This window comes from Ectothiorhodospira shaposhnikovii, from assembly GCF_022227765.1.
Lineage (GTDB): Bacteria > Pseudomonadota > Gammaproteobacteria > Ectothiorhodospirales > Ectothiorhodospiraceae > Ectothiorhodospira.
This window is the reverse complement of record NZ_JAJMLZ010000002.1, coordinates 325900-349599: the sequence shown is the minus strand read 5'-3', so window position 1 is coordinate 349599 and position 23700 is coordinate 325900. Positions and strand designations below refer to the sequence as shown.

Here is a 23700-nt window from a genome sequence, read left to right as displayed (position 1 = left end):
GTGATCGCGGGCGCCATCGGCGCCCGCTTTTTTTCATGGTGCCGGGCCGGGCATCGGCGGTAACCTGCCCTCAGCCCTCCTTGAGACGCAGTTCCCTGGGCAGGGAGAAGGTCACCTTTTCCGGGCGTCCCTCGTGTTCCACGATGGTCTCCACCCCCAGGGGCCGCAGGTGATCCAGCACCTGCTGCACCAGCAGCTCCGGCGCGGAGGCGCCGGCACTGACGCCGATCCGCCGACGGCCTTCCAGCCACTGGGGCTGGATGTCCTCGGCGCCGTCGATCAGGTAGGCCTCCACCCCCAGCTTTTCGGCGATCTCCCGCAGCCGGTTGGAGTTGGAACTGTTGGGAGAACCCACCACCAGGATCAGGTCGCATTCGGCGGCCAGGGCCTTGATGGCGTCCTGCCGGTTCTGGGTGGCGTAGCAGATGTCGTCCCGGCGCTGGCCCTGGATGTGGGGAAAGCGCGCCCGCAGGGCGTCCACGATGCCCTGGGTGTCGTCCATGGAGAGGGTGGTCTGGGTCACGTAGGCCAGGGTTTCGGGGTGTTTCACGTCCAGCCGGGAGGCGGCCTCGACGTTTTCCACCAGATAGATCTCGCCGCCCTGGCTGCGGTCATACTGGCCCAGGGTGCCGTCCACCTCGGGATGACCGGCATGGCCGATAAGGACCACTTCCTCGCCCCGGGCGGCATGACGGGCCACCTGCATGTGGACCTTGGTCACCAGCGGACAGGTGGCGTCGAAGACCCGCAGGCCCCGGCGACGGGCCTCGTCGCGCACGGTGCGGGGTACGCCGTGGGCGCTGAAGATGACCGTGGCCCCATCCGGGACCTGATCCAGTTCCTCGACGAAGATGGCGCCCTTTTCCCGCAGTTCATTGACCACGTAGCGGTTGTGGACCACTTCGTGACGAACGTAGATGGGGGTGCCGAACAGATCCAGGGCCCGTTCGACGATCTCGATGGCCCGGTCGACGCCGGCGCAGAATCCGCGGGGATTGGCGAGGAGGATATGCATGGTCAGACCCGGTGGGTGTGTTGGCAGGGGGATGAGTGTACAACATTGCCCCATGGGCTTCGAATGGCCCCATTCCCTCTGTGGGCGGGGTGATGCACCGTTTAACCCTAGTTTGTCTGCGTCGGAAGGCAGGATTTCTCATAATGTTGGGAAATCTGCGGTGTCCTGATGATAGCCCTACTCAACAGGGGTGTCATTATGGTCGACCAAGCAGTTATTAACCCGGCAGCCAAATAGCTACGCTGCTGCGTGCTGAATTGTTTTTGCTTGAAAATAGCTCGCAACCCGCTTGGGCAGTTTTTGCAGTTTGCGAAGATGGGACAGTGCTTTCTGTTTCAATTGATCCTTGTTTCAAACAAGGATGTGCTGGCGGACCTTTGTGAAAGCCCGCTTTCAGGTCACGGTTCAGGTAGCTGTTCAGGCTCCCCGCCCGCAGTCTGCCCATTTCTCCTTCGATAGGCTATCTTGTCCTGCATGAAGTTCAAACGCCCCACGCAAGCAGAACTCGACGGCATGACCCATGCGCAGAAGGATGCGCTGATCGTGCAGTTGTTCGATGCCTTGGAGATGCTTAGTGCCCGATTGACGGCCCTGGAGGCGAAGGTCGAGAAGAACACCGCAACTCCAGCAAGCCGCCATCCTCGGATGGCCTGCGCAAAGGTCCGGCGCAGCTGCGGCAAAAGGGCCAAAGAGCCAATGGCGGCCAAAAAGGCCACAAAGGCGCTACCCGGCAGATGGTGGATAACCCCGATGCGGTGGAGGAGCTGCTGCCCCGGGGTCGCTGCGCGTGTGGTTGCGAACTGGGAGTCTTGCCGGCCACGATGAAGGAACGTCGCCAGCAGATTGAAATTCCCGAACTCCGGTCCATTTGTACCGAATTCCGCCGGATGCAGGTGGTGTGCGGCTGTGGCCGCCGTCATCTGGGTGAGTTTCCGGCGGGGGTAACGCCCAACGTGAGCTATGGTCCGCGCCTGAAGGCCTATGCGATTGGCCTGAACCAGGGGCATTTTGTCGCCTTGCAGCGTACCCGTCAGATTCTGGGAGACCAGTATGGCGTGGCGCCGTCCGCAGGGACGTTGCAGAACTGGATTCTGGGGATGGCCGATGGACTGGAGGCGACCTATCAGGCGGCCGGTGAGCAGATTCGTCGGGCCGCCGTGGCCCATTTCGATGAGAGTGGGTTGCGGGTGCAGGGTCGGCTGCACTGGCTCCACGTCGCGGCTACGACCGATGCGGTGTACTACACGGCCCACACCAAGCGGGGGCATGAGGCCATGAATGAGGCCGGTATCCTTCCCCATTTTAAAGGGGTGGCGGTGCATGATCACTGGGCTCCCTACTGGCGCTACAAGGACTGCGCGCATGTTCTGTGCAATGCCCATCATCTTCGAGAATTGAACTACAGCGATGAACTCACCGGCCATCTTTGGCCGCGACGGCTCCGAGAGTCGCTGATCCAGGCCAACGACGCCGTGACACAGGCCAAGGCAAAAGGCCTGACCCGCTTGCCAAGCGACCAGGTCGCGGCCTTTCTCAAGGCCTACGACGAGCAGGTGGCCGAGGGATTGGCGGCCAAGCCGGTCAAAGTGCCTGATGATGGCAGCCGGCGCCGTATCAAGCAGCATCCCGCCACCAACCTGCTCGTGAGGCTGCGTGACTTTCGCGAGTCCATCTGGCGCTTCCTGACTGATTGGCGAATCCCCTTCACCAACAACCTCGCCGAGCGGATGGTGCGCCCCATCAAGGTGAAGCTGAAAGTCATCGGCGGCTTCCGGGCCATGGGTGGCACTCGGGCTTTCTGCATCATTCGCTCGGTATGGGAAACCAGCAAGCTACGCGGACAGAACCCCTTCAAATTTCTCCGGCTGGCTGCGACAGCGTGAACAGCTACAATCGAACAAACGGAAGGCAGGCTATGAGCAACGACGACAGCCGCAGCGATATCGAGAAGGAACTATTAGAAGCGGGCATGAAGAAGGCAAGCATGGCGCATTTAATCCAGTCGGTTGTTCAAGATGGTATATTTCCAGCTAGGTCCGCACCTCTTGGCACTGGGCTCATAGGAGGCTACTCCTCGCCTAAGGAGCACACGATACAGAAGGCGAGCCCGCCAGAAGTTGCATCAGATTCAAATGCCGGCACATCAGGTCCAGCGTCCAATCCGAAACAGGGACTCCACTCTGATTGGTCTCAGGTTTTTGAATACATCGACCGAAATGTACCTACTGAAAGCGAGGCTTGGGACCAAGAGCAATTAGAGAAATTACTGGGGGAACTGAAGAAGAAGGCAGCCAACTTACGCGAATCGAAGGCCGCCAACCAAGTGAAGCTTCAACTCGAAGAAGTCCTAGAGCAGCTGCAGGAAAACTCTATTCCACGAGCCGAATCTCTTGAGGTTGATTGCCTCTATGATTGCCTGGAATGGCGGACCACTGACTTCCATCCTCATGCATTGAAGACAGTCATAGAGCAGACCCAGCATATCATTGACTGCATCGACCAAGCCGTCGAACTTGACACGAAACATCGTGCCGCCTCTCGCAAGGAGCAGAAACCACTTTTCGCGCAACTGGAGGCCAAAATCGACGATATTGAGCATGCTGTCCGTGACGTTGGTGGCATGCGAGAGACCAAGGCCATCGCGAATGACAACTCGGATGATAAACAAGAAGGTGACAACAATCCGTCGACGGACGAAATCGATGCGGCCGAGGAAGATCATGCAATCGAGGCTGTCTATGAGGTGCCAGAGATACCCGAAATAGCGGAGCCGCCGATCGAACTCCATGATGAGGAAGAGTCTCTTGTCGAATCCGACCAAGTCAGAGCGGCACAGAGCCCACAGAAAAATGATTTGCCAGAGACGAAAGAAAAGATCATCCAATCCGGCGAATCGAATGAGAAGATTTGCGACCCGACCCATTCCCGAGCAACTCCCGAGCCACCTCCATCCAAAGCAACTTCTACGCACTACCAGTCCTGGGCTGAATTCTCAAAGCGCCACTGGATCTCACCATCAGGCGAGGTTGAGTTGGCTCCCTGGTCTTCAGAGAAATGGCAAACCTCGTTTGAAGAACAGTTCCGTACATCACTGGAAGCGGGCGATCTCTGGCGGTCCTACATCTACTGCCGTGCTGCCGAGGATTCTGGCATAAAGCTGCCCACCCCAAGCGGAGCCATTGAGCATCTCATTACTGGGCGCTCAGACCTGGATGACAATGCGTTGGCTTACCATGATGGGTGCAAGATCTGCTGCACCGCACTGGCCTTGCATGGTTCTTGTCCGCCAAAGATCGACCCTGATGAGTTCGTCGGTGCTGCCAAATTCAAGTCGCAAGCACTCCGATCCTCCCTTTGTGAACTTCTTAAGATATCCCGTGCTGGTTCGTCTGCTCTGACCACCGTATCGCAGAAGCTCCAGCAAGCTCCCAAGGAACGCATCGAGAAACGGGTTGACCGACTCCAGGCCGAACTTACTCAATGGAAAAAGGCTCTTAACGAGAACCGCTCCATTGGTGCTGTTGTACACCAAACCCATTGCCGAGAGGCATGGGAAACTTGGATGACTACCTGGAGGACCTCTTTCGAGGGGTTAAGTGCTGCGGTTCAACGCCTGATCTCAGAGTACACATTTGACGATGGATCCCTCGTGCGCTCGAAGAAGATTGCCAGTGACGGCAAGAAGACCTTCGACAAGATGCAGGCAAAGTACCAATCCCGTGGCAAGATGGACAAGCGATCTGCTCTCCTGCTGAAACAATACGACGCCCTGTGGGATCATGCCATTGCATTTGAAAGGAGCACCAAGGAGGAGGAGGAAATTGATGTTGATCATGACGCGTGGCTTGCCATGCGCGATGAGGATATTTCTGATCCGCTCGAGTGCACGCTACGCAATCTGGTTGCCTCACTTGTCTACAAGGGCTTTAATTACACACCTCCGTCCCTCACCATTAATGCGCCCGTCGTCTGCTCTCTTCCCCATATACTCGGTGGAATGACTCCGGGAGCCGCTGAGTATTTTATTGAAGACAGCTCGGCTCGCAGCCTTCCAGACCTCACTGCAGACATGATTCAACCTCAGTGGGTAGCTAGCAGCCTTCTCATAAAGGGCCTTGATGATGGCGTCGAGGATTTCACCGTCGACCAACAGCATTTGATTGGCAATGTTGTTACCAATCTGGCCCGACATGCTCGCATGCATGCGCTAGCTAGTCGCCTCATCCGTGGCATGAGTCAGGTTGGCACTGAGATCCAGGAACTCCAGCTCCAGACCAATGCGGCGATCTTCAAGTCACGCGAGGCATGTGTTCAGCTCAAGCACGAGATTCAGGCGCTACGCGGTCTTGCTGATTCTGAGCATGAACAGCCTCTCAGTGATTGTGAACAGATCATCACTGGATTCGAGACGGGCCTCTTTCCCGATACAGACACCTGCCCGAGGTTCCCGGAGCCATCACTGGTTGATGCTTGGTGCTCTGTAACCAAGATATGGGCGCAGGGTCGCATTTCACTTCAAGTGGAACGTATCCGCGATTGCATAGCACGCATCGAATCCGTCAGCGAGCGCAAGGCTGCGGAGGTCGCGCTGGCAGATAAGCGCTATGTTGATGCAATTGCGATCAGCCAGACAGGCACCAGCAACCAGATCAAGGCTCGCTATCGATCTACCATGTGGCGAGATGAGGCTGAGCGCGAATGGAATGGCGACACGCCCGTGGCGCCGCCTGACACCTCTGGCGATCAATCAATTGTTGATGATTGGCGGGGATGGAATCAAGGCAAGCCATCTGGGAAGCAAGCACATACGATCATCGTCGATCTACTCAGGAGAGACTTCAGCGAACAGGCGGCAGAGTTGAAGAGCACGAAAACCAAGGCGACGCTCGCTGCTAAAAAGCTATTGGAACTCCTTAACAGGTTCAGCCAAGACCGAGCGTGCCATCTGCCAGAACTTCACGACTTTGATAACATCGTGCTAGTGAGCTGTACACACCAGTATTGCAGCGAGACCTTTTCCCGGGATGTCTCTCAGTACTTAAAGTCACAAGCGACTGGCGCCCGCTCCATTACCGTTTGTATTGCCCCGCGAATACCTGCTCAACTTCGCGCAACTACTATCAGCTGGATGCAGGAAAAATCGTTCTTCGGCGCCATAATCGACGACATCGACTTTAGGCGGCTGATGTACTGCGACAATCGCCTCGCAGGTCTCATGGAATGTGTCTTTGAGCAGATTCGCTTCGGGCTTCTTCATCCATTCAGCATGGTTGACGGATCCAAAATGCGCACCGAAGTGTTCGTGGGACGTAGAGAGCAAGCTCGCGACATTGCTCAAACTCAAGATTTCAGCCGAATATTTTCGGGACGAAAACTCGGCAAGTCAGCACTTTTGCGATACGTCTCTGATACCTACGATGGCCACAAGTTGTCCTCCGAGATAACTCTTGGAGTTGTCTATCTTCAGATTCTCGGACTTGAAAGCGAATCAACGATCCTCGAAAACATCGCCCGCGCATTTTCCGAGCGATATGGCATCAACCTCGACAGTCATGCCGCTGAGCAGAGGCCATTTGAAAAACTTACCGCACTTATCACCAAGTTCAGCGAGAAAAAACCTGATCAACATGTACTCTTTGTACTTGACGAGGCCGACGAGTTTGTCCGGGCGCAGCTTGAAAGCATATACCACAAGGGAGTCAACCAGAATCAGACGCTCTCAATGGCAATGTCCCGCGCACATCGTTCCGTGCGCTTCCTGGTTGCGGGCTACGTGACAACCAACACGAGCGATGGACCCTGGATCAACTGGGGGCGAATTCTTCGCCTCAGTCCACTCGACGAATCCGATGGCAGGGAGCTCGTGGCCGAACCCTTGGCCAAGATTGGTATCGATGCCAGTGAAATTGCCGATTCGGTCGCCTTTTTGTGCGGATACCAGCCAGCAATCATCCATGCCTTTGGTCGATCGCTGATTGAGTCTCTGGACAAGAGGATAGCCAGAAAGCCAGGCTCAAGGCCGCGGATCTCGACCGAGCTGGCAGACGCTATTTTCCATTCAATCGACGTCCAGTCCGAGATTCGTAATGTTACACTGAATAATTTCCAGGATGACCTTGCAGCGCGCGCCGTCTTTTTGGCTATGATCCATGCTTTCCATGAGATGCCCGCCTTTGAGCCGATCTACGATGCCGTCAGTGATGTCATTGACCGCCTGCAGTCAATTGGGGGCGAAGATCTTTCCTGGCTTGGATCTGAGGATCCAAGAGGTCGGATTGATCGACTACTTACCGCGTTTGTTGAACGCAATCTGATCATCCCAGTGAAGGACTCCAACTCCCTCGCAAGCGGGTACGCACTGAAATTCCCTCATCACCTGCCCAGCTTGTGGTCCACCACCATCGAAAGAGACATCCAACGTCAGATCGCTGCCCTTGGTAAATCGGCTGAAACCAGAGGCCCACTTCCGCGCTCTCTCGATGGCCAATCACTGAGAGACATCGTGGATCTTGCCAATAATGGGCTAGATGGCATCTGTCAGCGATCGATTATCGCCTCGCAATGGCCAGAACTCTACAGCGGAATCGACGGTTCCTGTGGAATCAAGTCCTGTGAGGGCATCGACCTCATCGGCGACCACATCACAGAGAATGCATCCTTCGAAAACATCAAGGAACATCGCGAGAATCCTGATGGCTTCCGAATTTTCATTGGGGGGCCTAGCATTATTCGGTCGCCTACAGACTCAGACTACATCCCATTTCTCGGGCGCCTTAGTCGCGGATTGTTCGAGCGACGCCTCGCCAGGGACAGAGGTATCCTGTTCGACGACGCCAGCCTAAGGGAGCAACTTTATGGTCTGACCGGTGGAATTCCAGTCCTCTGTAAGTCCCTCGATTCCAGGCTTATTGATGAGTGCTCTATTTCCAATGACAGCCTGCAACAGATTTTGGATTACAAGGATGAAATGTACCGGTCTGCCTGGCAGCAACTGAGCGGTGCGTCTTCGCTTGGTTTGACCGACCAAGAATTGGATCTGCTGGTGCGAATCTGCGCCATTCAGGATGGAGACTTTGATGGCCCAAGCATCCAGTCGGTTCTGAGTGACGCAGAGATGCTCAAAGGATTCTGCATCGATAAAGCTCTTGCGGCCGAGCCAATCGATACAGATCGTAGGAAGGATCAGCTTGTAGTGCTCCTCCGACTCGGCCTGCTCCCTGTATCACAGTCTGCGTCCTTTTCCCACATGCTCCCTTGGGAGTCTCTCGGAAAGATCGCGATGGACGATCCCATCCGTGCCGTGATCAAGCAGAGGTCTCAGAGTGCTGATTGAGCAGTCCCTGGCTGGAATTCGTCTTCCCTGGCGTTTTCCTGGATCATTCAATTTTTTTCACTCGGCTGCATCAAAATGCGGATCAGGGCAGCTATTCTTGTCTACCGTCCAGATTGGCCATTCTCCCAAGAACGACATCGTCAATCAGGTGATCCGTATTGTGCGCAACCTGGACTGGACATGCCTCTCCATCCCATGGGATATCAATTCTACGGTCTCCCCGATTCAATCCCTCAACCGGCAACTTCACGGCTGTGATTCGAGTTCGAAGATTGAACTTCTCCATCACATGGACCGTGAGTTACGCGGGAACGGCCCAACCGCAATTATTGCCATCCTAACCTCTCAGGATGAGTCAGAGGAGATATCTGGCGTTTTTTCACAACTTTACTCAGACCTGGACAAAATCCGCGCTGCCGACCAGACAGGCCTGAGCCTAGGCCTCGTCTGTTTTTGCCCGACTCATGACAATTATCAGCTCGATGTCACCCGTGGACTGCCAGTAGTCAGTCCCGACCCTCTCCTTTCAGGTCCTGACGAATTCGCGTGGAACGCCTACCTGCACCACCGTGTTGCCTGGGAAGTGGGTGGTCAGGTAGATAGCGCAAGTGAGCTTGCCTCAATGACTGCAGGAATGGAAATTGGGGATGACAATGCCTTTGAGGAGCTACTGAATCGCCAGGCAAGCATTGCGTTGTCCAAGCATGGCCTTTCCGCCGATGCCTGCATTCGGATATTGGAGCGTTGGCTTCGTGGGCAGGACGCTTTTATCACTCAGGAGCATCGTGACTTGTTAACATGGCGCCCCCAGGCAACCACAAGATATCTCAAGCCATATGTTGCGAGAGCGATTTTACTGAACAGATCGATATCAATTGCAAGCGACCTGAAAGACGCGATTCGATCGGCAACCGTATGTCAACCTTTGATTGGATGCCTTTTCTCGGCCACGCTCGAAATTGAATATAGACAGCGGCCCAAACACACAAAAAACGCGATCGACAGGCTTGATCAAGCCATTATTGATAAAGCCAAGAAAATGCATTCAGAATTTTGCGATCGTGATTTCATTGTGGAGCGCTTGCTTTATCCAAGTACTAGCCGAATAGCACCCTGTGGGCCTGATGACTGGCCAGGATTTCTCAGCTACGGACAAGTAGTCCCTCGAGACGAACGTGCTTTTCGATTGCGAAACGCTCTGGCGCACGGGCATCCGCCTTCATGGCAAGGAGTGGCGCTCTTGAGACAGTGTATCGACGATTATCGACTTAAGGAATGAGGAAGGGGAATAGGCTCGGATATGTGTAAATTTTAGGCTCTACGAGTTCTCACCTAAAATCGGTAGCGCTCTCGGACAGAGCGGCGGCAGAACTGAGATCCCCTCCCACGAAATTTAGTCTTCCAAGGGTGACGTAAACTGACGATCACATTGGATACGATAAAATCAAGCCGGGGTTTTGGCGCGAGAATCTGCGATTGGGCCTGAGCTAAAGCAGGGGAACCTTCACTCCTTCCCCTGGGCTCCGAGAGACCGGACCCGTAGGGTAGGATTGTACTTCAGACTACACAGCTTACCATCAGACGCTTCAAACACTCTCTTCAGCTTACTGCTTGAAATTGGTCCTTTGTCAGGGGAGAGAGGGGTTATAAACAGGTGGTGTCCACGGCCAGGATCTCCACCGTCACCGTCACGGCCTGTCCCGCCAGCGGGTGATTGAAGTCCACTGTGACGCCGTCTTCCCCGATCCGGCGGATCAGTCCCGGGATCTGCTCCCCGGTGGGGGTATCGAAACCCAGCACCAAGCCTTCTTTGAGGGGCAGGTCCCGGGGGAAATCATCGTGGGGCAGGGTCTGCACCGCCCGGGGCGAGGCAAAGCCGTAGGCCTGTTCCGGGGGCAGGGTGACCGTGTGGCGGTCACCGGTGGCCAGACCCATGACCACGGCCTCCAGGCCCGGCAGCAGTTCGCCCGCGCCCACGGTAAAGGTGACCGGTTCATCCCCGTCGGCGCGGGTATCGTCCGCCACGGTGCCGTCGTCCAGACACAGGCGGACATGCATGCGGACCCGGCTGCCGGGGCGGATCATGAGGCCTTGGGCGGAGGCTTGACCCCCTGCAGCAGGTTGGCGGCAATCAGCCAGACGGCGCCCACGGTGATGGCGCTGTCGGCGATGTTGAACACGGGCCAGTGGTAGCCGGCATAGTGCATGTCGATGAAGTCGATCACATGACCATGCCAGATCCGGTCGATGACATTGCCGATGGCGCCGCCGACCACCAGAGCCAGGCCCACGGCGGTTCCGACTTCCTCCCGCTTGAGCTTGGCCATCCACCACACCAGGATCACGCTGACGCCGATGGCAAGCACGGTGAAGAACCAGCGCTGCCAGCCGCCGGCGTCACTAAGGAAGCTGAACGCCGCCCCCTGGTTGTAGACCAGGGTGAAGTTCAAAAACGGCAGGATCTCCATGGGTGCGAACTGCACCAGCTGGTATTCCGCGATCCGCTTGGTGATCTGGTCCAGGACGATCACGGCAAAAGACAGCCATAGCCATTTGATCATGTTTTTTCCGCTTTCCGTTGGCGCCCCTCTCACGCGGGCGGGAGAGGGGGTGGGGTGAGGGCTGATGTGTCGATCAGGCAAAGGTCCTGCGTTCCCCTGCGCCCGCGACATTCTCCACGCAGCGTCCGCACAGTTCGGGATGCCCGGCATCGGCTCCCACATCTGCCCGGTGATGCCAGCAGCGGGGGCACTTGGGATGTTCGCACCGGGATACCCGGATGGCCAGGTCGTCTCCCTCCGGGAGGGTGGTGGTCACGGCATCCGCGGGGGCTTGGTCGCGGCCCTGTACCCGGGCATAGGAGGTGATCAGCACGAACCGAAGTTCATCGCCCAGACGGGACAGGATCTCCCCCAGGGGGCCGTCACAGTACAGGTCCACCTCGGCATCCAGGGAGGCGCCGATGCCACCGTCGGCCCGCAGCTTCTCCAGTTCCCGACTGACGAGCTGACGCACTTCCAGCACCCGGTGCCAGTCGGCAGCGCTCAGGGGGCCGTCCTCCGGCAGTGGGGAGAGGTGTTCATACCAGGTGGTGAGCAGCACCGAGGCCGGACGCTCCCCGGGGATGTGCTGCCAGATCTCCTCGGCGGTGAAGCTCAGGATGGGGGCCAGCCAGCGGGTCATGGCCTCCACCACGTGGTACATGGCGGTCTGGGCCGAACGGCGGGCGCGGCTGTCCGCCTGGGTGGTGTACTGGCGGTCCTTGATCACGTCCAGGTAGAAGCTGCCCATCTCCACCGAGCAGAAGTTGTGGACCCGCTGGTAGATCTGGTGGAACTGGTAGCGCTCGTAGGCCTGGGTCACGTGCCGCTGCACCTTGAGGGCCTGGTCCACCGCCCAGCGATCCAGCGGCAGCATCTGTTCCGGCGGCAGCAGATCCCGGGCCGGATCGAAGCCGTTGAGGTTGGCCAGCAGGAAACGGGTGGTATTGCGCATGCGCCGGTAGGCGTCGGCGGTACGCTTGAGGATCTCGTCGGACACCGCCATCTCGCCGCTGTAGTCGGTGGCTGCCACCCACAGGCGCAGGATGTCCGCCCCCAGGGTGTCCATCACCTTCTGCGGCGCCACCACATTGCCCTTGGACTTGGACATCTTCTGGCCCTGGGCGTCCACCGTGAAACCATGGGTCAGCACCGCCTTGTAGGGGGCTTCGCCCCGCATGGCCACGGCGGTGAGCAGGGAGGACTGGAACCAGCCCCGGTGCTGGTCGGAGCCTTCCAGGTAGAGGTCCGCCGGCAGTCCCAGCCCGGCCCGGCGCTCGGTGACGGTGGCGTGGGTGACGCCGGAGTCGAACCACACGTCCAGGGTGTCGCCAAGCTTGTCGAAGCGGTCCGCGTCCTCACCCAGCAGCTCTCGCGGGTCCAGACTGAACCAGGCCTCGATGCCGGCCTGTTCCACCCGCCGGGCCACGGCCTCGATCAGGGCAGGGGTATCCGGGTGCAGGGCGCCGGTTTCCTTGTTGACGAACAGGGGGATGGGCACGCCCCAGTTGCGCTGACGGGAGATGCACCAGTCGGGGCGGTTGGCCACCATGCCCTCGATGCGGGCGCGGCCCCAGTCGGGCACCCAGCGCACCTTGTCGATGGCGGTCAGGGCGGTTTCCCGCAGCTCCGCCTTGTCCATGCTGATGAACCACTGGGGGGTGGCGCGGAAGATGATGGGGGTCTTGTGGCGCCAGCAATGGGGGTAGCTGTGGCGGATCTTCTCCATCTTCACCAGCATGCCCCGGTCTTGCAGCAGCTGGAGGATGTGGCCGTTGGCCTCGTTCACGGATTGACCGGCGAACAGCTCGGTGGTGGGCAGGAAGCGACCGTCGCCGCCCACCGGGTTATCCACCGGCAGGTTGTAGCGACTGCCCACCACGTAGTCGTCCTGACCATGGCCGGGGGCGGTGTGAACGGCGCCGGTCCCCGCTTCCAGGGTGACGTGATCGCCCAGGATCACCGGTACCTGGCGGTCATAGAAGGGGTGTTGCAGCAGCATCCCCTCGAACAGGGCGCCCCGGGCATGGCCGACGATGCGCCAGTCTTCGAAGCCGTAGCGCCCCATGGCGGTTTCCACCAGGTCTCTGGCCAGCAGCAGGCGCTCGCCGTTGACCGCCACCAGGGCGTATTCCAGTTCCGGGTGCAGGGCCACCGCCTGGTTGGCGGGCAGGGTCCAGGGGGTGGTGGTCCAGATCACCACCGAGACAGGGCCGGTGGCGGCGTCATCCAGCACGGTGAGGCGCCGCAGGACGTCCTCGTCGTCCAGGGTGCGGAACCGCACGTCGATGGCGGGGGAGGTCTTGTCCTCGTATTCCACTTCCGCCTCGGCCAGGGCGGAGCCGCAGTCCACGCACCAGTGCACCGGTTTGTCGCCCTTGAGCAGGTGCCCCCGCTCGATGATCGTCCCCAGGGCACGGATGATGTCCGCTTCCACCGGATAGTCCATGGTCAGATAGGGGTTGTCCCAGTCGCCCAGCACGCCCAGGCGCTTGAAGTCCTCCCGCTGGCGATCCACCTGCTCATGGGCATAGGCGCGGCAGGCCTGACGGAAGCTGGCGGCATCGGCGCCGCGGGCGGTCTTGCCCAGCTTGCGTTCCACCTGCAGTTCGATGGGCAGGCCGTGGCAGTCCCAACCGGGGACGTAGGGGGCGTCGAAACCCGCCAGGGTGCGGCTCTTGACGATGATGTCCTTGAGGATCTTGTTGACCGCGTGGCCGATGTGGATGTCGCCGTTGGCGTAGGGCGGGCCGTCCGCCAGGACGAAGCGGGGACGCCCCGCGCTGACCTGGCGGATCTGCCGGTACAGATCCTGCTGCTGCCAGTCCGCCAGCATCTTGGGTTCCCGCTGGGCCAGGTTGCCCCGCATGGGGAAGTCGGTCTGCGGCAGGTTCAGGGTGTCTTTGTAGTCAGCCAATGTCGTATTACCTCAGTCGGTCCCGCGTGGCGCCGGTGATGTGGGGGCCGCGAAGAATTGCCGGGCCCGTGCCGCGTCCAGGGTGATCTGCGCGCGCAGGGCATCCAGTGAAGGAAAGCGTTGTTCGTCCCGCAGGCGGTGCAGCAGATCCACGTGCAGGTGACGGCCGTAGAGATCCCCGTCGAAATCGAACAGATGGACCTCCAGCCGGTTCTGTACCCCGCCCAGGGTGGGGCGGGTGCCCGCGTTGGCCACCCCCTGCAGGGGTTCCCCCGGCAGGCCGAAGACCTCGACCGCGTAGACCCCACGCACCGCCATGGGGCTTGGTCCCAGGCGCAGGTTGGCGGTGGGAAAGCCCAGGGGCCTGCCTCGCTTGTCGCCGTGGATCACCCGGCCGTTGATGCGGTAGGGGCGTCCCAGCAGTTTTTCCGCCTCCGCCATCCGGCCCAGTTCCAGCGCCCGCCGGATGCGGGTGCTGCTGACCCGTTCGCCGTCGATGTGAAAGGTGTGCATGTGGGCCACCTCGAAGCCATGGACCCTGCCGGCATCCTTCAGGGTCTGGAAATCCCCACCGCGCTGCCTGCCGAAGCGGAAATCGTCTCCCACCACCAGGTAGCGCACCCCCAGTTTTTCCACCAGCAGGATGCGGATGAAATCTTCCGGGGACATCCGCGCCAGGGCGGCATTGAAGCGCAGACACAGCAGACGGTCCACGGAGAAGCGCCGCATGGCCAGGAGCTTGTCCCGAAAACGCTGCAGCCGGGGCGGCGCGCCGCCGCCCGTGAAATATTCCCGGGGCAGGGGTTCAAAGCTCACCACCGTGGTGGGCAGGCCCAGTTCCGCCCCCTTCTCGGCCAGTTGCCCGAGCACGGCCTGGTGCCCCAGGTGGACGCCGTCGAAATTGCCGATGGTGACTACTGAGCCCCGGTGGCGGGGCCTCAGATTGTGGGCACCGCGAATCAGTTCCATGGGAGTTGGTCGCAAAAGTGCTGAGTATACTCAGGAGCGGCCGGGCTTTGACAGGCTTGCGCGGTCATTTCAGCAGGAAGGCCCTGGGTCGGACCCCCATGGCGAGCAGTGCCGCGCCATAGGTGGCCGCACCCAGGCCGATCAGGCCCAGCAGCATCAGCACCCGTTCCCGGGCGATCCAGGCACTCCACTGGGACAACTCCGGGGTGAACATCAGCAGCAGCCCCGTCATCAGACCCGTCGCCAGGAGCAACCGCCACCACAGCCCCGTCCAGCCCGGCAGGATGTGCAGCACCTTGTCCCGCCGTAGGCCCCGATAGAGCAGGGCGGCGTTCAGGTAAGCCGACAGAGCGGTGGCCAGGGCCAGGCCGGCATGGGGACCCGGCCAGTCCATCCAGACCCAGGGCACCACGATGACCAGGTTCAGCACCATGTTGGCCACCATGGCAATGATGCCCACCTTCACCGGTGTCTTCGTGTCCTGCCGGGAAAAATAGCCCGGGGCCAGGATCTTGATGAGGATGAAGGCCGGCAGGCCCGCGGCGTAGGCCATCAGGGACATGGCCGCCATGCGGGTGTCGCTCTCCAGGAATTCCTGGTACTGGATCAGGCTGGACAGGATCGGCGCCGCCAGCAGGATCAGGCCCAGGGCACAGGGGATGGCGATGAGCAGCGACAGCCGCAGTGCCCAGTCCAGGGTGCGGCTGAAGGCCATGGGGTCCTCCCCGGCATGCTCCCGGGACAGGCGGGGCAGAATCACCGTGGCGATGGCGATGCCGAACAGGGCCAGGGGCAGCTCCACGAACCGGTCCGAGAAATACAGCCAGGTGATGGAACCGGCCGCCAGGAAGGAGGCGATCAGGGTGTCCACCAGCAGGTTGATCTGCACCACCGAAGTACCGAAGATGGCCGGCAACATGAGCCGGCCGATGCGCCGGACCCCGTCATGGGCCCGTTTCAGGCGAGGGCGGGGCAGCAGGCCCACGCGCATCAGGAACGGGATCTGGAAGGCCAGCTGTACCGCGCCGGCGATGAATACACCCCAGGCCAGGGCGACCACCGGTTCCGCGAACAGGGGGGCGCCCCAGATGGCGGCGGCGATGAGGGAGAGGTTCAGGAACACGGGAGTGAAGGCGGGCACGGCAAAGCGACCCACGCTGTTCAGAATGCCGCCGGCCATGGCGGTGAGGGAAATGAACAGCAGGTAGGGGAAGGTGATGCGCAGCATCTCCGAGGCCAGGGCATGGCGTCCGTCTTCGCCGTGAAACCCCGGGGCGAACAGGCTGATCAGCAAGGGTGCCGCCAGCACGCCCAGCAGGGTGACCAGGAACAGCACCAGGGTGAGGGCGCCACTGACATGATCGAGCAGATCCTTGAGTTCCTTGGCCCCGCGCTTTTCCCGGTATTCGGCGAACACCGGCACGAAGGCCTGGGAAAACGCCCCTTCCGCGAACAGGCGGCGCAGAAAATTGGGGATGCGAAAGGCGACGAAGAAGGCGTCGGTGGCCCCGCTGGCGCCGAAATTCACCGCCAGCACCATGTCCCGCAGATAGCCGAACAGGCGGGAGATCAGGGTCATGCCGCTGACCACGGCGGTGGATTTGAGGAGTCGGCTCATCGGGGTGGAGGGTGGCTGGGACCGGGGCGATACGATACAGGATCACGGGTTCGGTGTGTCGGGTGCGCCCGCGGGACGCGGGGCACACCCGGTCAGCCGGTCATTCGATCTTGAGGTAGGCAAATCCCTTGCGGTTCTGCAGTTCGACGATCCGCACCACGCCGGAAGGCACCAGGGTGACGCCTTCGTGGAGCGCGTCACGATGCAGGTTCACCGAGGATCGGGTGATGTCGCACAGCTCCAGTTTGACCCCATGCACCGCCACCAGGCTGCCCAGCCGTCCCTTCAGGTTCTCCCGCTGGGCGGCCAGGGCCTCGTCCTCGGCAAACGGGGTGTCGGTCATGGGATCGTCGGTGAGGAAGCGGATGCCGTGGGCGACGAAGACGATACGGATGTCGTGATCGGTCAGCTGATTTTCATAATGTACCGCCATGTTGTTGATGCTGGTGAGCATGGCGCTGAAGCGGCGCGGATCGGCAAAATCCGCGTGATAGACCACGCGGGCCTCCGGCTCCGCCGCCCGGGCCTGCCAGGTCGGTAATGCCAGGGGAATGACCAGCAGGCCGAGCAGCAGCCAGGCCGGGATGGCGCGCCGGTGCCGGGTGGCCGGGGATGACAGGGTGTATGACATGTATGTGCTCCTCTGGTGGTGATGACCTTCCATGGGTGTTGTTGTCCTTGGTTCAGGTTCGGGTCATGTCGGCTTGCGGGCATCGGGACGATAGCCATGCCGCCCGTGATTGCGTTATGCTGCCGCGATAACCCCGCCCAGCATGGCTCGCGGTTGACATCCCCTTGCATTCCATGCAAACTTCCGTCCTTTTCCGGAACTGACCCGATTTTTCAGGAGATTCACCTTGGCTAACATCGCCTCCGCTCGCAAGCGTGCCCGCCAGGCCGAGACCAATCGCCAGCGCAACATGGCTACGCGTTCGCGCTTCCGCACCGCCGTCAAGAAGGTGCTGAAGGCCGTGCGTGCCGGCGACAAGGACGGTGCGGCATCCGCCTACCAGGCCGCCGTGCCGGTGATCGACAAGACCGTCACCAAGGGTATCATTCATGCCAACAAGGCTGCGCGTCACAAGAGCCGCCTGAACGCCCGCATCCGCCAGATGTGATGCCGGCGGGCCGGTTTCTACCGGCCGTCACGATGGATCTCTCGGAAAAAGCCCGGCTGATGCCGGGCTTTTTCTTTGTCTCTTCTTCCTTCGGCCCGCCCTAAACCAGGACCAGGTTGTCCCGGTGGATCAGCTCCGGCTCATCCACATAGCCCAGGATGGACTCGATCTCTTCCGCCTTGCGGCGCATGATCCGGCGCGCCTCGTCCGCGGCATAGTTCACCAGCCCGCGTGCCACCGCCCGCCCATCCGGGTCCAGGCAGGTCACCACGTCTCCCCGGGAGAAGCGACCCTTCACATGGGTCACGCCCACCGGCAGCAGGCTGCGACCGGCTTCGCGGATCACCCGGGCGGCCCCGGCATCCAGGATCAGCTCACCCTTGGACACCAGTTGCCCTGCAATCCACTGCTTGCGGGCCGCCATGGGCTCCCGGTCCGGACGCAGCAGGGTGCCCAGCGCCTCGCCGGCGGCGATCCGCTCCAGCACCGCCGGGTTGCGGCCGGAGGTGATCAGGGTGTGGGTGCCGGAGCGGGCGGCGCGGGAGGCGGCGGTGAGCTTGGTGGCCATCCCGCCCCGGCCCAGGCGACCGAAGGTAGGGGCCACCAGCTTGAGCAGTTCCGGGTCCGAAGCCAGCCCCTCGGAAACCAGCTGGGCGTCGGGCCGGGTGCGGGGGTCACGGTCATACAGGCCCTGCTGATCGGTGAGGATCACCAGCAGCGAGGCTTCCACCAGATTGCAGACCAGGGCCGCCAGGGTGTCGTTGTCACCGAAGCGGATTTCTTCCGTGGCCACGGTGTCGTTTTCATTCACCACCGGAATGGCCCCCAGGCGCAGCAGGGTGCGCAGGGTGCTGCGGGCGTTGAGGTAGCGGCGCCGATCCGCCAGGTCTTCGTGGGTGAGCAGCACCTGGGCGGCATGCAGGCCGTGACGCTGGAAGCGGCTTTCGTAGGCCTGCACCAGGCCCATCTGGCCCACGGCGGCGGCGGCCTGCAGTTCGTGCAGGGCGTGGGGGCGCTCGATCCATCCCAGGCGGCTCATCCCTTCGGCCACGGCGCCGGATGACACCAGCACCACTTCGTGGCCGGCCTGGGTCAGCCGGGCCACCTGCTCGGCCCAGTCTTCCAGGGCCGGCAGATCCAGGCCCCGGCCTTCATCGGTGATCAGGGCCGAGCCGATCTTGACGACCCAGCGGCGGGCCTTACCCAGCTGTTGACGTGTCGGTGCCATGTTCTTCCAGGTATCTCATGACATGTTGAATCAGGGCTTCGGTGCCCTCTCCGGTGGCTGCGGAGAGGGTGAATACCGGGCCGGTCCACTCCAGGGCTTCCACCAGTGCCCGGCAGCGTGCCTCCCGCGCTTCGGCGGGGATCAGGTCGACCTTGTTGATCACCAGCCAGCGAGGGCGTTCCAGCAATTCCGGGTCGTACTGCTGCATCTCGTGCTCGATGATCCGGACGGCCCGCTCCGGGGTATCGTCCGGGTTCGGTGGGTCGATATCCACCAGGTGCAGCAACAGCCGATTGCGGGACAGGTGCTTGAGGAACTGGATGCCCAGGCCGGCCCCGTCCGCGGCGCCTTCGATCAGGCCGGGGATGTCGGCCATGACGAAGCTCTGCAGGGGGCCCACCCGCACCACGCCCAGGTTGGGGTGCAGGGTGGTGAAGGGGTAATCGGCCACCTTGGGGTGGGCGCCGGAGACCTGGGATATCAGGGTGGACTTGCCGGCGTTGGGCAGACCCAGCAGGCCCACGTCCGCCAGTACCTTCAGCTCCAGGCGCAGCTGGCGCAACTCTCCGGGAGTGCCGGGCTTGGACTGGCGCGGGGCGCGATTCACCGAGCTCTTGTAGCGGGCATTGCCCAGGCCGTGAAAGCCGCCCTGGGCCACCAGCAGGCGCTGGCCGTGCTCCACCAGGTCGCCGATGAGCTCGTCGGTTTCCGCGTCGTGGCACAGGGTGCCCACGGGGACGGATACCTCCAGGTCGGCGCCGGACTGGCCGGTCATGTTGCGGCTGCGGCCGTTCTCGCCCCGCTGGGCTTCATAAAAGCGCTGGAAGCGAAAGTCCGCCAGGGTGTTCAGGTCGTGGCTGGCCACCAGGTAGACGGAGCCGCCGTCGCCGCCGTCGCCGCCGTCGGGGCCGCCGAAGGGCACGTATTTTTCACGGCGAAAGCTGACGCAGCCGTTACCGCCGTCACCGGCTTTGACCTTGATGGTGGCTTCGTCGACGAATTTCATGGCATGACCGGTTGGGTTGGGTGGGTAAGGCGCGATACTTGAGTCGGGATGATAGTCCCATCGGCCGGTCCTGTCAGGCCGTCGGGTCGAGGTCCGTGACGAAAAAAGCCCCGGAAACCGGGGCTTTTCGAGGGTATGTCTCGACCCTGCGGGTGACCGGTCAGGCCGGTACCACGCTCACGAACCTGCGGTTCTTCGGACCCTTGGTCTCGAACACCACTTTGCCGTCGGTCTTGGCGAACAGGGTGTGATCCTTGCCGCAGCCCACGTTCACGCCGGGGTGGAACTGGGTGCCGCGCTGACGGACCAGGATGTTGCCCGCGAGCACGATCTGACCGCCGAAGCGCTTGACGCCAAGGCGCTTGCTTTCTGAGTCGCGGCCGTTACGAGTGCTGCCGCCTGCCTTCTTGTGTGCCATTTCAAGTTACCTCTTCATCAACCGGAGATGGAAGTGATCTCCACCTCGGTGAAATGCTGGCGATGCCCCATGCGCTTGCGGGAGTGCTTGCGACGACGGAACTTGATGATTTCCACCTTGTCGGCACGTCCATGGGACTTGACGGACGCGGTCACCTTGCCGCCTTCCACGAAGGGTGCGCCAACCTTGACGTCTTCGCCGCTGCCGACCAGCAGGACGTTGTCGAATTCCACTGAGGCGCCGGATTCCGCGTCGAGCTTCTCGACCCGGATCACGTCACCTTGGGCAACCCGGTACTGCTTGCCACCGGTAGCGATAACCGCGTACATCTTGTTGATCTCCAGAAAGGGTCGAATCCAAAGACGCGGAAGTTTACCTTGACCGCAAGCAGTGGTCAAATACTGAAAACACCAAAACCCCAGGACACGCCTTGACACTGAACAGCTCGCTTCCTAGCATGCCCGAGGTTTCCTGCCCGAGCGAACGATTACCACCCATGGACCTTAACCAGATTCGCGACCTGATCGCCGATGACATGAAGGCGGTGGATGCCTGCATCCTGGAGCTGCTGTCCTCTCCGGTGGTGCTCATCAACCAGCTGGGCCACTACATCATCAGTGGCGGCGGCAAGCGGCTGCGGCCCATGATGGTGCTGCTTTCCGCCGGTGCCTGTGGCTACCAGGGCCGACATCACATCGAGTTGGCGGCGGTGATCGAGTTCATTCACACCGCCACGCTGCTGCATGACGACGTAGTGGACGCTTCGGAACTGCGCCGGGGGCGCGAGACGGCCAACGCCCTGTTCGGCAACGAGGCCAGCGTCCTGGTGGGGGATTATCTCTATTCCCGTTCCTTCGAGCGTCTGGTGGCCATCGGCAACATGCGTGCCATGCAGATCCTCTCCCATACCACCAGCACCATCGCCGAGGGCGAGGTGATGCAGCTCATCAACTGCCACGACGCGGACACCACGGAAGCGCGCTACATGCACGTGATCCAGTCCAAGACGGCCAAGCTGTTCGATGCCGCCAGTCGTCTGGGGCCGGTGCTGGCGGAGTTGCCGGATCCGGCGGAAGCGTCCCTTGCGGCCTACGGCATGCATCTGGGCACCGCCTTCCAGCTCATCGACGACGTGATGGACTACAGCAGCAGCAAGGAGGAGATGGGCAAGAACATGGGCGACGACCTGGCCGAAGGCAAGCCCACCCTGCCGCTGATCCATGCCATGCGAGTGGGCAATGCCGAAGACGCCGCCGTGATCCGCGAAGCCATCGAGCAGGGCGGGCGGGAGCATGCGGACCGGGTGCTGAAAGTCATCCAGTCCACTGGCTCCATCGACTACACCCGCCAGGTGGCCGAGGCCGAGGCCCGGCGGGCGGTGGAGAGCCTGTCGGTGCTGCCCCCCAGCCCCCACCGGGATGCCATGGCTGCCCTGGCCCATTTTTCCGTGGGGCGTGTGTTCTAGCATTGAATGAGATGTTGGACTTTTTACGCATCTCGTAGCAGAATACGCAGCTTCCCGGGGCCAACGGCCCGAGAGTCAGTTTACGGAGTGTAGCTCAGCCTGGTAGAGCACCGTCTTCGGGAGGCGGGGGTCGAAGGTTCGAATCCTTTCACTCCGACCAGTATCGAAAAAGCCCCGACACGAAAGTGTCGGGGCTTTTTTCATGCGTGAATTCAGGCGCAAAAAAGGCCCGGACTGAGCCGGGCCTGGTGTCGTCGGAATGTCAGTGGCTAGCCCCGTGAGGTTTCAGGGGCGGCGTCACCGAAGTATCGGGGTGGTGTCAGAGCCGTCACCGAAAAATCCGGGGAAGCTCTCCTGGAAGCCGGCATCCAGCTGTCTGGCCTTGAGGGTGACTTCGTGGACACAGGCACGGGTCTCGCCACTGCTGGTCTCGGCGAAGAACGTGTCCTGCAGTTCACCGGTTTCCGGGTCACGGAACTGGTTTTCATGGAAAAAAGCCTGACCGAAGGATGTCCACTCCAGTGTGCCGGGTATCCACTGGCCACGTTCCTCGTCCCAGATGAACTGCGCGTTCCAGTAAAGGTCCTCGAACGCGATGGTGTAGCAATTGGTGGTGACGGCACTGCCGGGGGTCTGCTGTTGGGCAAACCTGGCCCGTTGTAGGGCCTGGCCAAGACGCGTCTGCTTGTCTGCCTGATGGGCCTGGCGCTGGGCGGCGGCCGTGGCTCGGGCAGGGCTCGGGGCATCCCGATCCAGGGTGGGGGGGGCGTCCCTTTCCACCCATGTTCCGTCCGTGACCCAGTCAAGGTCCTGCCATTCGACCAAGGTCACCTCGATGGTGTCACCATTGGTGATGGCCCCTGCCGGCAAGGTGGCCGGATCGAAGGGAAGATCCGACAGGTCCTGATCCACCGACTGCCAGGCGACCCAGCGTAATTCACAGTTGAGACCGTCCGGGTCGCAGACCTGGGTCTGGTAGGTACTGGAGTACTCGTTGTCTCCATCAAGCATTTCCAGCATGGGGAGGCTCAGGGCGAACAGGCCGGCTTCCCGCCATTGCCATTCATCCTCTTGCCAGTTGTCGCGATAGGCCTCGATATACATCTCGGGCAGCACCACGAAGGCCCGGTTGCCGGATTCCGGGGCATAGTCCTGGAGCAGGGCGCCGGTACTGCCCACGTACCAGTCGATTCCGACGGATTCTTCATCGTTGAATTCGTCGTCTTCGTCCCATGCCTCATCCCAGCCCCAGCCGGGTGTCACCCAGCCCTGGTCGGTGTTGGTGCCCCAGACCACGCCCTGGGACAGGCCCGGCAGGAATCCCAGGCCGAAGAAGCTGTCTTCCCAGTCGTAATGGTGCTCGTCCCCGCCCTTGAACAGGATGTGCACTCCGGTGAGCCGGTTGCCCAGGCCCAGCATCGCCGCCGGGCTCTGGGTGCCGGCGCGGCCCGGCGCCCAGTCAAACCCCCGGGCATTGTTCAGTTCCTGCAGGTTGAGGGTGCCGTCGATGTCCCAGGTGGCACGCAGCATGTTCAACGCCACCTGATGCTCGCCCTTGTCCAGGTTCACCAGGGTCGCGCTGCCCGAGAGGGGGTCGCCCGATGTGTCGCCATCAGACCAGCTGCCGGCCACAATCAGGTAGGTACCCGGGGTAAGGGCGATCTCGCCTCGGGGGTTGTCGGCAGTGAGGGTCGTGCTGTTGACTGGATTTTCCCAGTCTATCCAAAGCCCTTCCTGATCACCATGGTAGCCACGGTCGAAGTCGCCGAGGCGCTCCGCCAGTTCATCCCAGGAGCCGTAGGGGAAGGGGAAGGCACGGACCTCGATCAGTTGGGTTGCGGGATCGATGTAGCTTGCCTGGGCATCGCCGCTGCCCGGCAGCCTGGCGCTGACCGCCACCACGGCACTGCCCGGCAGGTTGGCGTTTGACTGTGCCTGGGTGTTGCCGGTGTCGGAGTTGCACCCGGTCAGGCCGATCCCGGCGGCCACCAGGGTGGCCAGCAGGGTCTTGCGGAAAGGGATCTGCGTCTGCATGGCCCTTGTCTCCTTGTTCTGAGCTTTCAGAGTGGGCGG

At 61.2% G+C, this 23700-nt stretch carries 17 protein-coding genes and 1 tRNA gene; 6 read left to right on the top strand and 12 right to left on the bottom strand.

Going from position 1 to position 23700, the window contains the following annotated elements; translation table 11 throughout:
* Nucleotides 1-70: 70 nt before the first annotated feature.
* Complete coding sequence (gene ispH, locus LQD11_RS04195) at nt 71-1015, bottom strand: 4-hydroxy-3-methylbut-2-enyl diphosphate reductase (protein WP_008931416.1); 945 nt, start codon at nt 1013-1015, stop codon at nt 71-73.
* Between the two features lie 581 nt (nt 1016-1596).
* Here ispH and tnpC point away from each other — a divergent pair.
* Genes tnpC through LQD11_RS04180 form a run of 3 tightly spaced genes read left to right on the top strand, consistent with a single transcriptional unit; the run spans nt 1597 to nt 9627 of the window.
* On the top strand, nt 1597-2898 hold the full coding sequence (gene tnpC, locus LQD11_RS04190) for an IS66 family transposase (RefSeq protein WP_338081473.1): 1302 nt from the start codon (nt 1597-1599) through the stop codon (nt 2896-2898).
* A 32-nt stretch (nt 2899-2930) separates the two neighbouring features.
* Nucleotides 2931-8348: an ATP-binding protein gene (locus tag LQD11_RS04185; protein ID WP_238616390.1), complete on the top strand. Its 5418-nt coding sequence runs from the start codon at nt 2931-2933 to the stop codon at nt 8346-8348.
* Nucleotides 8338-9627, top strand: a complete 1290-nt coding sequence (locus tag LQD11_RS04180; protein WP_238616389.1) for a hypothetical protein — start codon at nt 8338-8340, stop codon at nt 9625-9627. The genes LQD11_RS04185 and LQD11_RS04180 overlap by 11 nt, the downstream gene beginning before the upstream one ends.
* Nucleotides 9628-9992: 365 nt before the next feature.
* Here LQD11_RS04180 and LQD11_RS04175 read toward each other — a convergent pair whose 3' ends face one another.
* The 6 genes from LQD11_RS04175 to LQD11_RS04150 form a co-directional block, all read right to left on the bottom strand.
* Nucleotides 9993-10433, bottom strand: coding sequence for an FKBP-type peptidyl-prolyl cis-trans isomerase (locus tag LQD11_RS04175; protein WP_238616388.1), 441 nt, complete (start codon nt 10431-10433; stop codon nt 9993-9995).
* Nucleotides 10430-10909 (bottom strand): signal peptidase II, encoded by a 480-nt coding sequence (lspA, locus tag LQD11_RS04170; RefSeq protein WP_238616387.1) that lies wholly within the window; start codon nt 10907-10909, stop codon nt 10430-10432. Before lspA ends, LQD11_RS04175 begins: the two co-directional genes overlap by 4 nt.
* 73 nt (nt 10910-10982) lie before the next feature.
* A complete protein-coding gene (gene ileS / locus LQD11_RS04165) occupies nt 10983-13805 on the bottom strand; it encodes an isoleucine--tRNA ligase (RefSeq protein WP_238616386.1) in 2823 nt (940 codons plus the stop codon).
* A 12-nt stretch (nt 13806-13817) separates the two neighbouring features.
* Complete coding sequence (ribF, locus tag LQD11_RS04160; RefSeq protein WP_238616385.1) at nt 13818-14774, bottom strand: bifunctional riboflavin kinase/FAD synthetase; 957 nt, start codon at nt 14772-14774, stop codon at nt 13818-13820.
* 64 nt (nt 14775-14838) lie between these two features.
* A complete protein-coding gene (gene murJ / locus LQD11_RS04155) occupies nt 14839-16392 on the bottom strand; it encodes a murein biosynthesis integral membrane protein MurJ (RefSeq protein WP_238616384.1) in 1554 nt (517 codons plus the stop codon).
* Between the two features lie 100 nt (nt 16393-16492).
* Nucleotides 16493-17023 carry a DsrE family protein gene (locus LQD11_RS04150; protein WP_238616383.1) on the bottom strand — a complete coding sequence of 177 codons (531 nt, stop codon included), beginning with the start codon at nt 17021-17023 and terminating at the stop codon, nt 16493-16495.
* A gap of 226 nt (nt 17024-17249) precedes the next feature.
* On the opposite strand from LQD11_RS04150, the gene rpsT reads away from it, so the two are divergent.
* Nucleotides 17250-17510 carry a 30S ribosomal protein S20 gene (rpsT, locus tag LQD11_RS04145; RefSeq protein WP_008931409.1) on the top strand — a complete coding sequence of 87 codons (261 nt, stop codon included), beginning with the start codon at nt 17250-17252 and terminating at the stop codon, nt 17508-17510.
* A gap of 100 nt (nt 17511-17610) precedes the next feature.
* On the opposite strand, the gene proB is transcribed toward rpsT, so the two are convergent.
* The 4 genes from proB to rplU form a co-directional block, all read right to left on the bottom strand.
* On the bottom strand, nt 17611-18738 hold the full coding sequence (gene proB / locus LQD11_RS04140) for a glutamate 5-kinase (protein WP_008931408.1): 1128 nt from the start codon (nt 18736-18738) through the stop codon (nt 17611-17613).
* A complete protein-coding gene (gene cgtA, locus LQD11_RS04135) occupies nt 18710-19744 on the bottom strand; it encodes an Obg family GTPase CgtA (RefSeq protein ID WP_238616382.1) in 1035 nt (344 codons plus the stop codon). Before cgtA ends, proB begins: the two co-directional genes overlap by 29 nt.
* Nucleotides 19745-19904: 160 nt before the next feature.
* Nucleotides 19905-20162, bottom strand: coding sequence for a 50S ribosomal protein L27 (rpmA, locus tag LQD11_RS04130; RefSeq protein WP_238616381.1), 258 nt, complete (start codon nt 20160-20162; stop codon nt 19905-19907).
* A gap of 17 nt (nt 20163-20179) precedes the next feature.
* On the bottom strand, nt 20180-20491 hold the full coding sequence (gene rplU, locus LQD11_RS04125; RefSeq protein WP_090207490.1) for a 50S ribosomal protein L21: 312 nt from the start codon (nt 20489-20491) through the stop codon (nt 20180-20182).
* Between the two features lie 167 nt (nt 20492-20658).
* On the opposite strand from rplU, the gene ispB reads away from it, so the two are divergent.
* Both ispB and LQD11_RS04115 read left to right on the top strand, forming a co-directional pair.
* Entirely contained in the window at nt 20659-21627 is a 969-nt protein-coding gene (gene ispB, locus LQD11_RS04120) for an octaprenyl diphosphate synthase (RefSeq protein ID WP_238616380.1), read from the top strand.
* Between the two features lie 83 nt (nt 21628-21710).
* A tRNA-Pro gene (locus LQD11_RS04115) sits at nt 21711-21787 on the top strand.
* Between the two features lie 137 nt (nt 21788-21924).
* Here the strand turns inward: LQD11_RS04115 and LQD11_RS04110 are convergent.
* Nucleotides 21925-23661 carry a hypothetical protein gene (locus LQD11_RS04110; RefSeq protein ID WP_238616379.1) on the bottom strand — a complete coding sequence of 579 codons (1737 nt, stop codon included), beginning with the start codon at nt 23659-23661 and terminating at the stop codon, nt 21925-21927.
* Nucleotides 23662-23700: the final 39 nt, after the last annotated feature.

Bases quoted from the DNA above. Each gene is read 5' to 3' on its own strand.
- LQD11_RS04175 (WP_238616388.1), bottom strand. From the start codon at position 10,433: ATGATCCGCCCCGGCAGCCGGGTCCGCATGCATGTCCGCCTGTGTCTG.
- LQD11_RS04150 (WP_238616383.1), bottom strand. From the start codon at position 17,023: ATGTCATACACCCTGTCATCCCCGGCCACCCGGCACCGGCGCGCCATC.
- ispB (WP_238616380.1), top strand. From the start codon at position 20,659: ATGGACCTTAACCAGATTCGCGACCTGATCGCCGATGACATGAAGGCG.
- lspA (WP_238616387.1), bottom strand. From the start codon at position 10,909: ATGATCAAATGGCTATGGCTGTCTTTTGCCGTGATCGTCCTGGACCAG.
- proB (WP_008931408.1), bottom strand. From the start codon at position 18,738: ATGGCACCGACACGTCAACAGCTGGGTAAGGCCCGCCGCTGGGTCGTC.
- rplU (WP_090207490.1), bottom strand. From the start codon at position 20,491: ATGTACGCGGTTATCGCTACCGGTGGCAAGCAGTACCGGGTTGCCCAA.
- cgtA (WP_238616382.1), bottom strand. From the start codon at position 19,744: ATGAAATTCGTCGACGAAGCCACCATCAAGGTCAAAGCCGGTGACGGC.
- ribF (WP_238616385.1), bottom strand. From the start codon at position 14,774: ATGGAACTGATTCGCGGTGCCCACAATCTGAGGCCCCGCCACCGGGGC.
- rpmA (WP_238616381.1), bottom strand. From the start codon at position 20,162: ATGGCACACAAGAAGGCAGGCGGCAGCACTCGTAACGGCCGCGACTCA.
- LQD11_RS04185 (WP_238616390.1), top strand. From the start codon at position 2,931: ATGAGCAACGACGACAGCCGCAGCGATATCGAGAAGGAACTATTAGAA.
- ispH (WP_008931416.1), bottom strand. From the start codon at position 1,015: ATGCATATCCTCCTCGCCAATCCCCGCGGATTCTGCGCCGGCGTCGAC.
- LQD11_RS04110 (WP_238616379.1), bottom strand. From the start codon at position 23,661: ATGCAGACGCAGATCCCTTTCCGCAAGACCCTGCTGGCCACCCTGGTG.
- murJ (WP_238616384.1), bottom strand. From the start codon at position 16,392: ATGAGCCGACTCCTCAAATCCACCGCCGTGGTCAGCGGCATGACCCTG.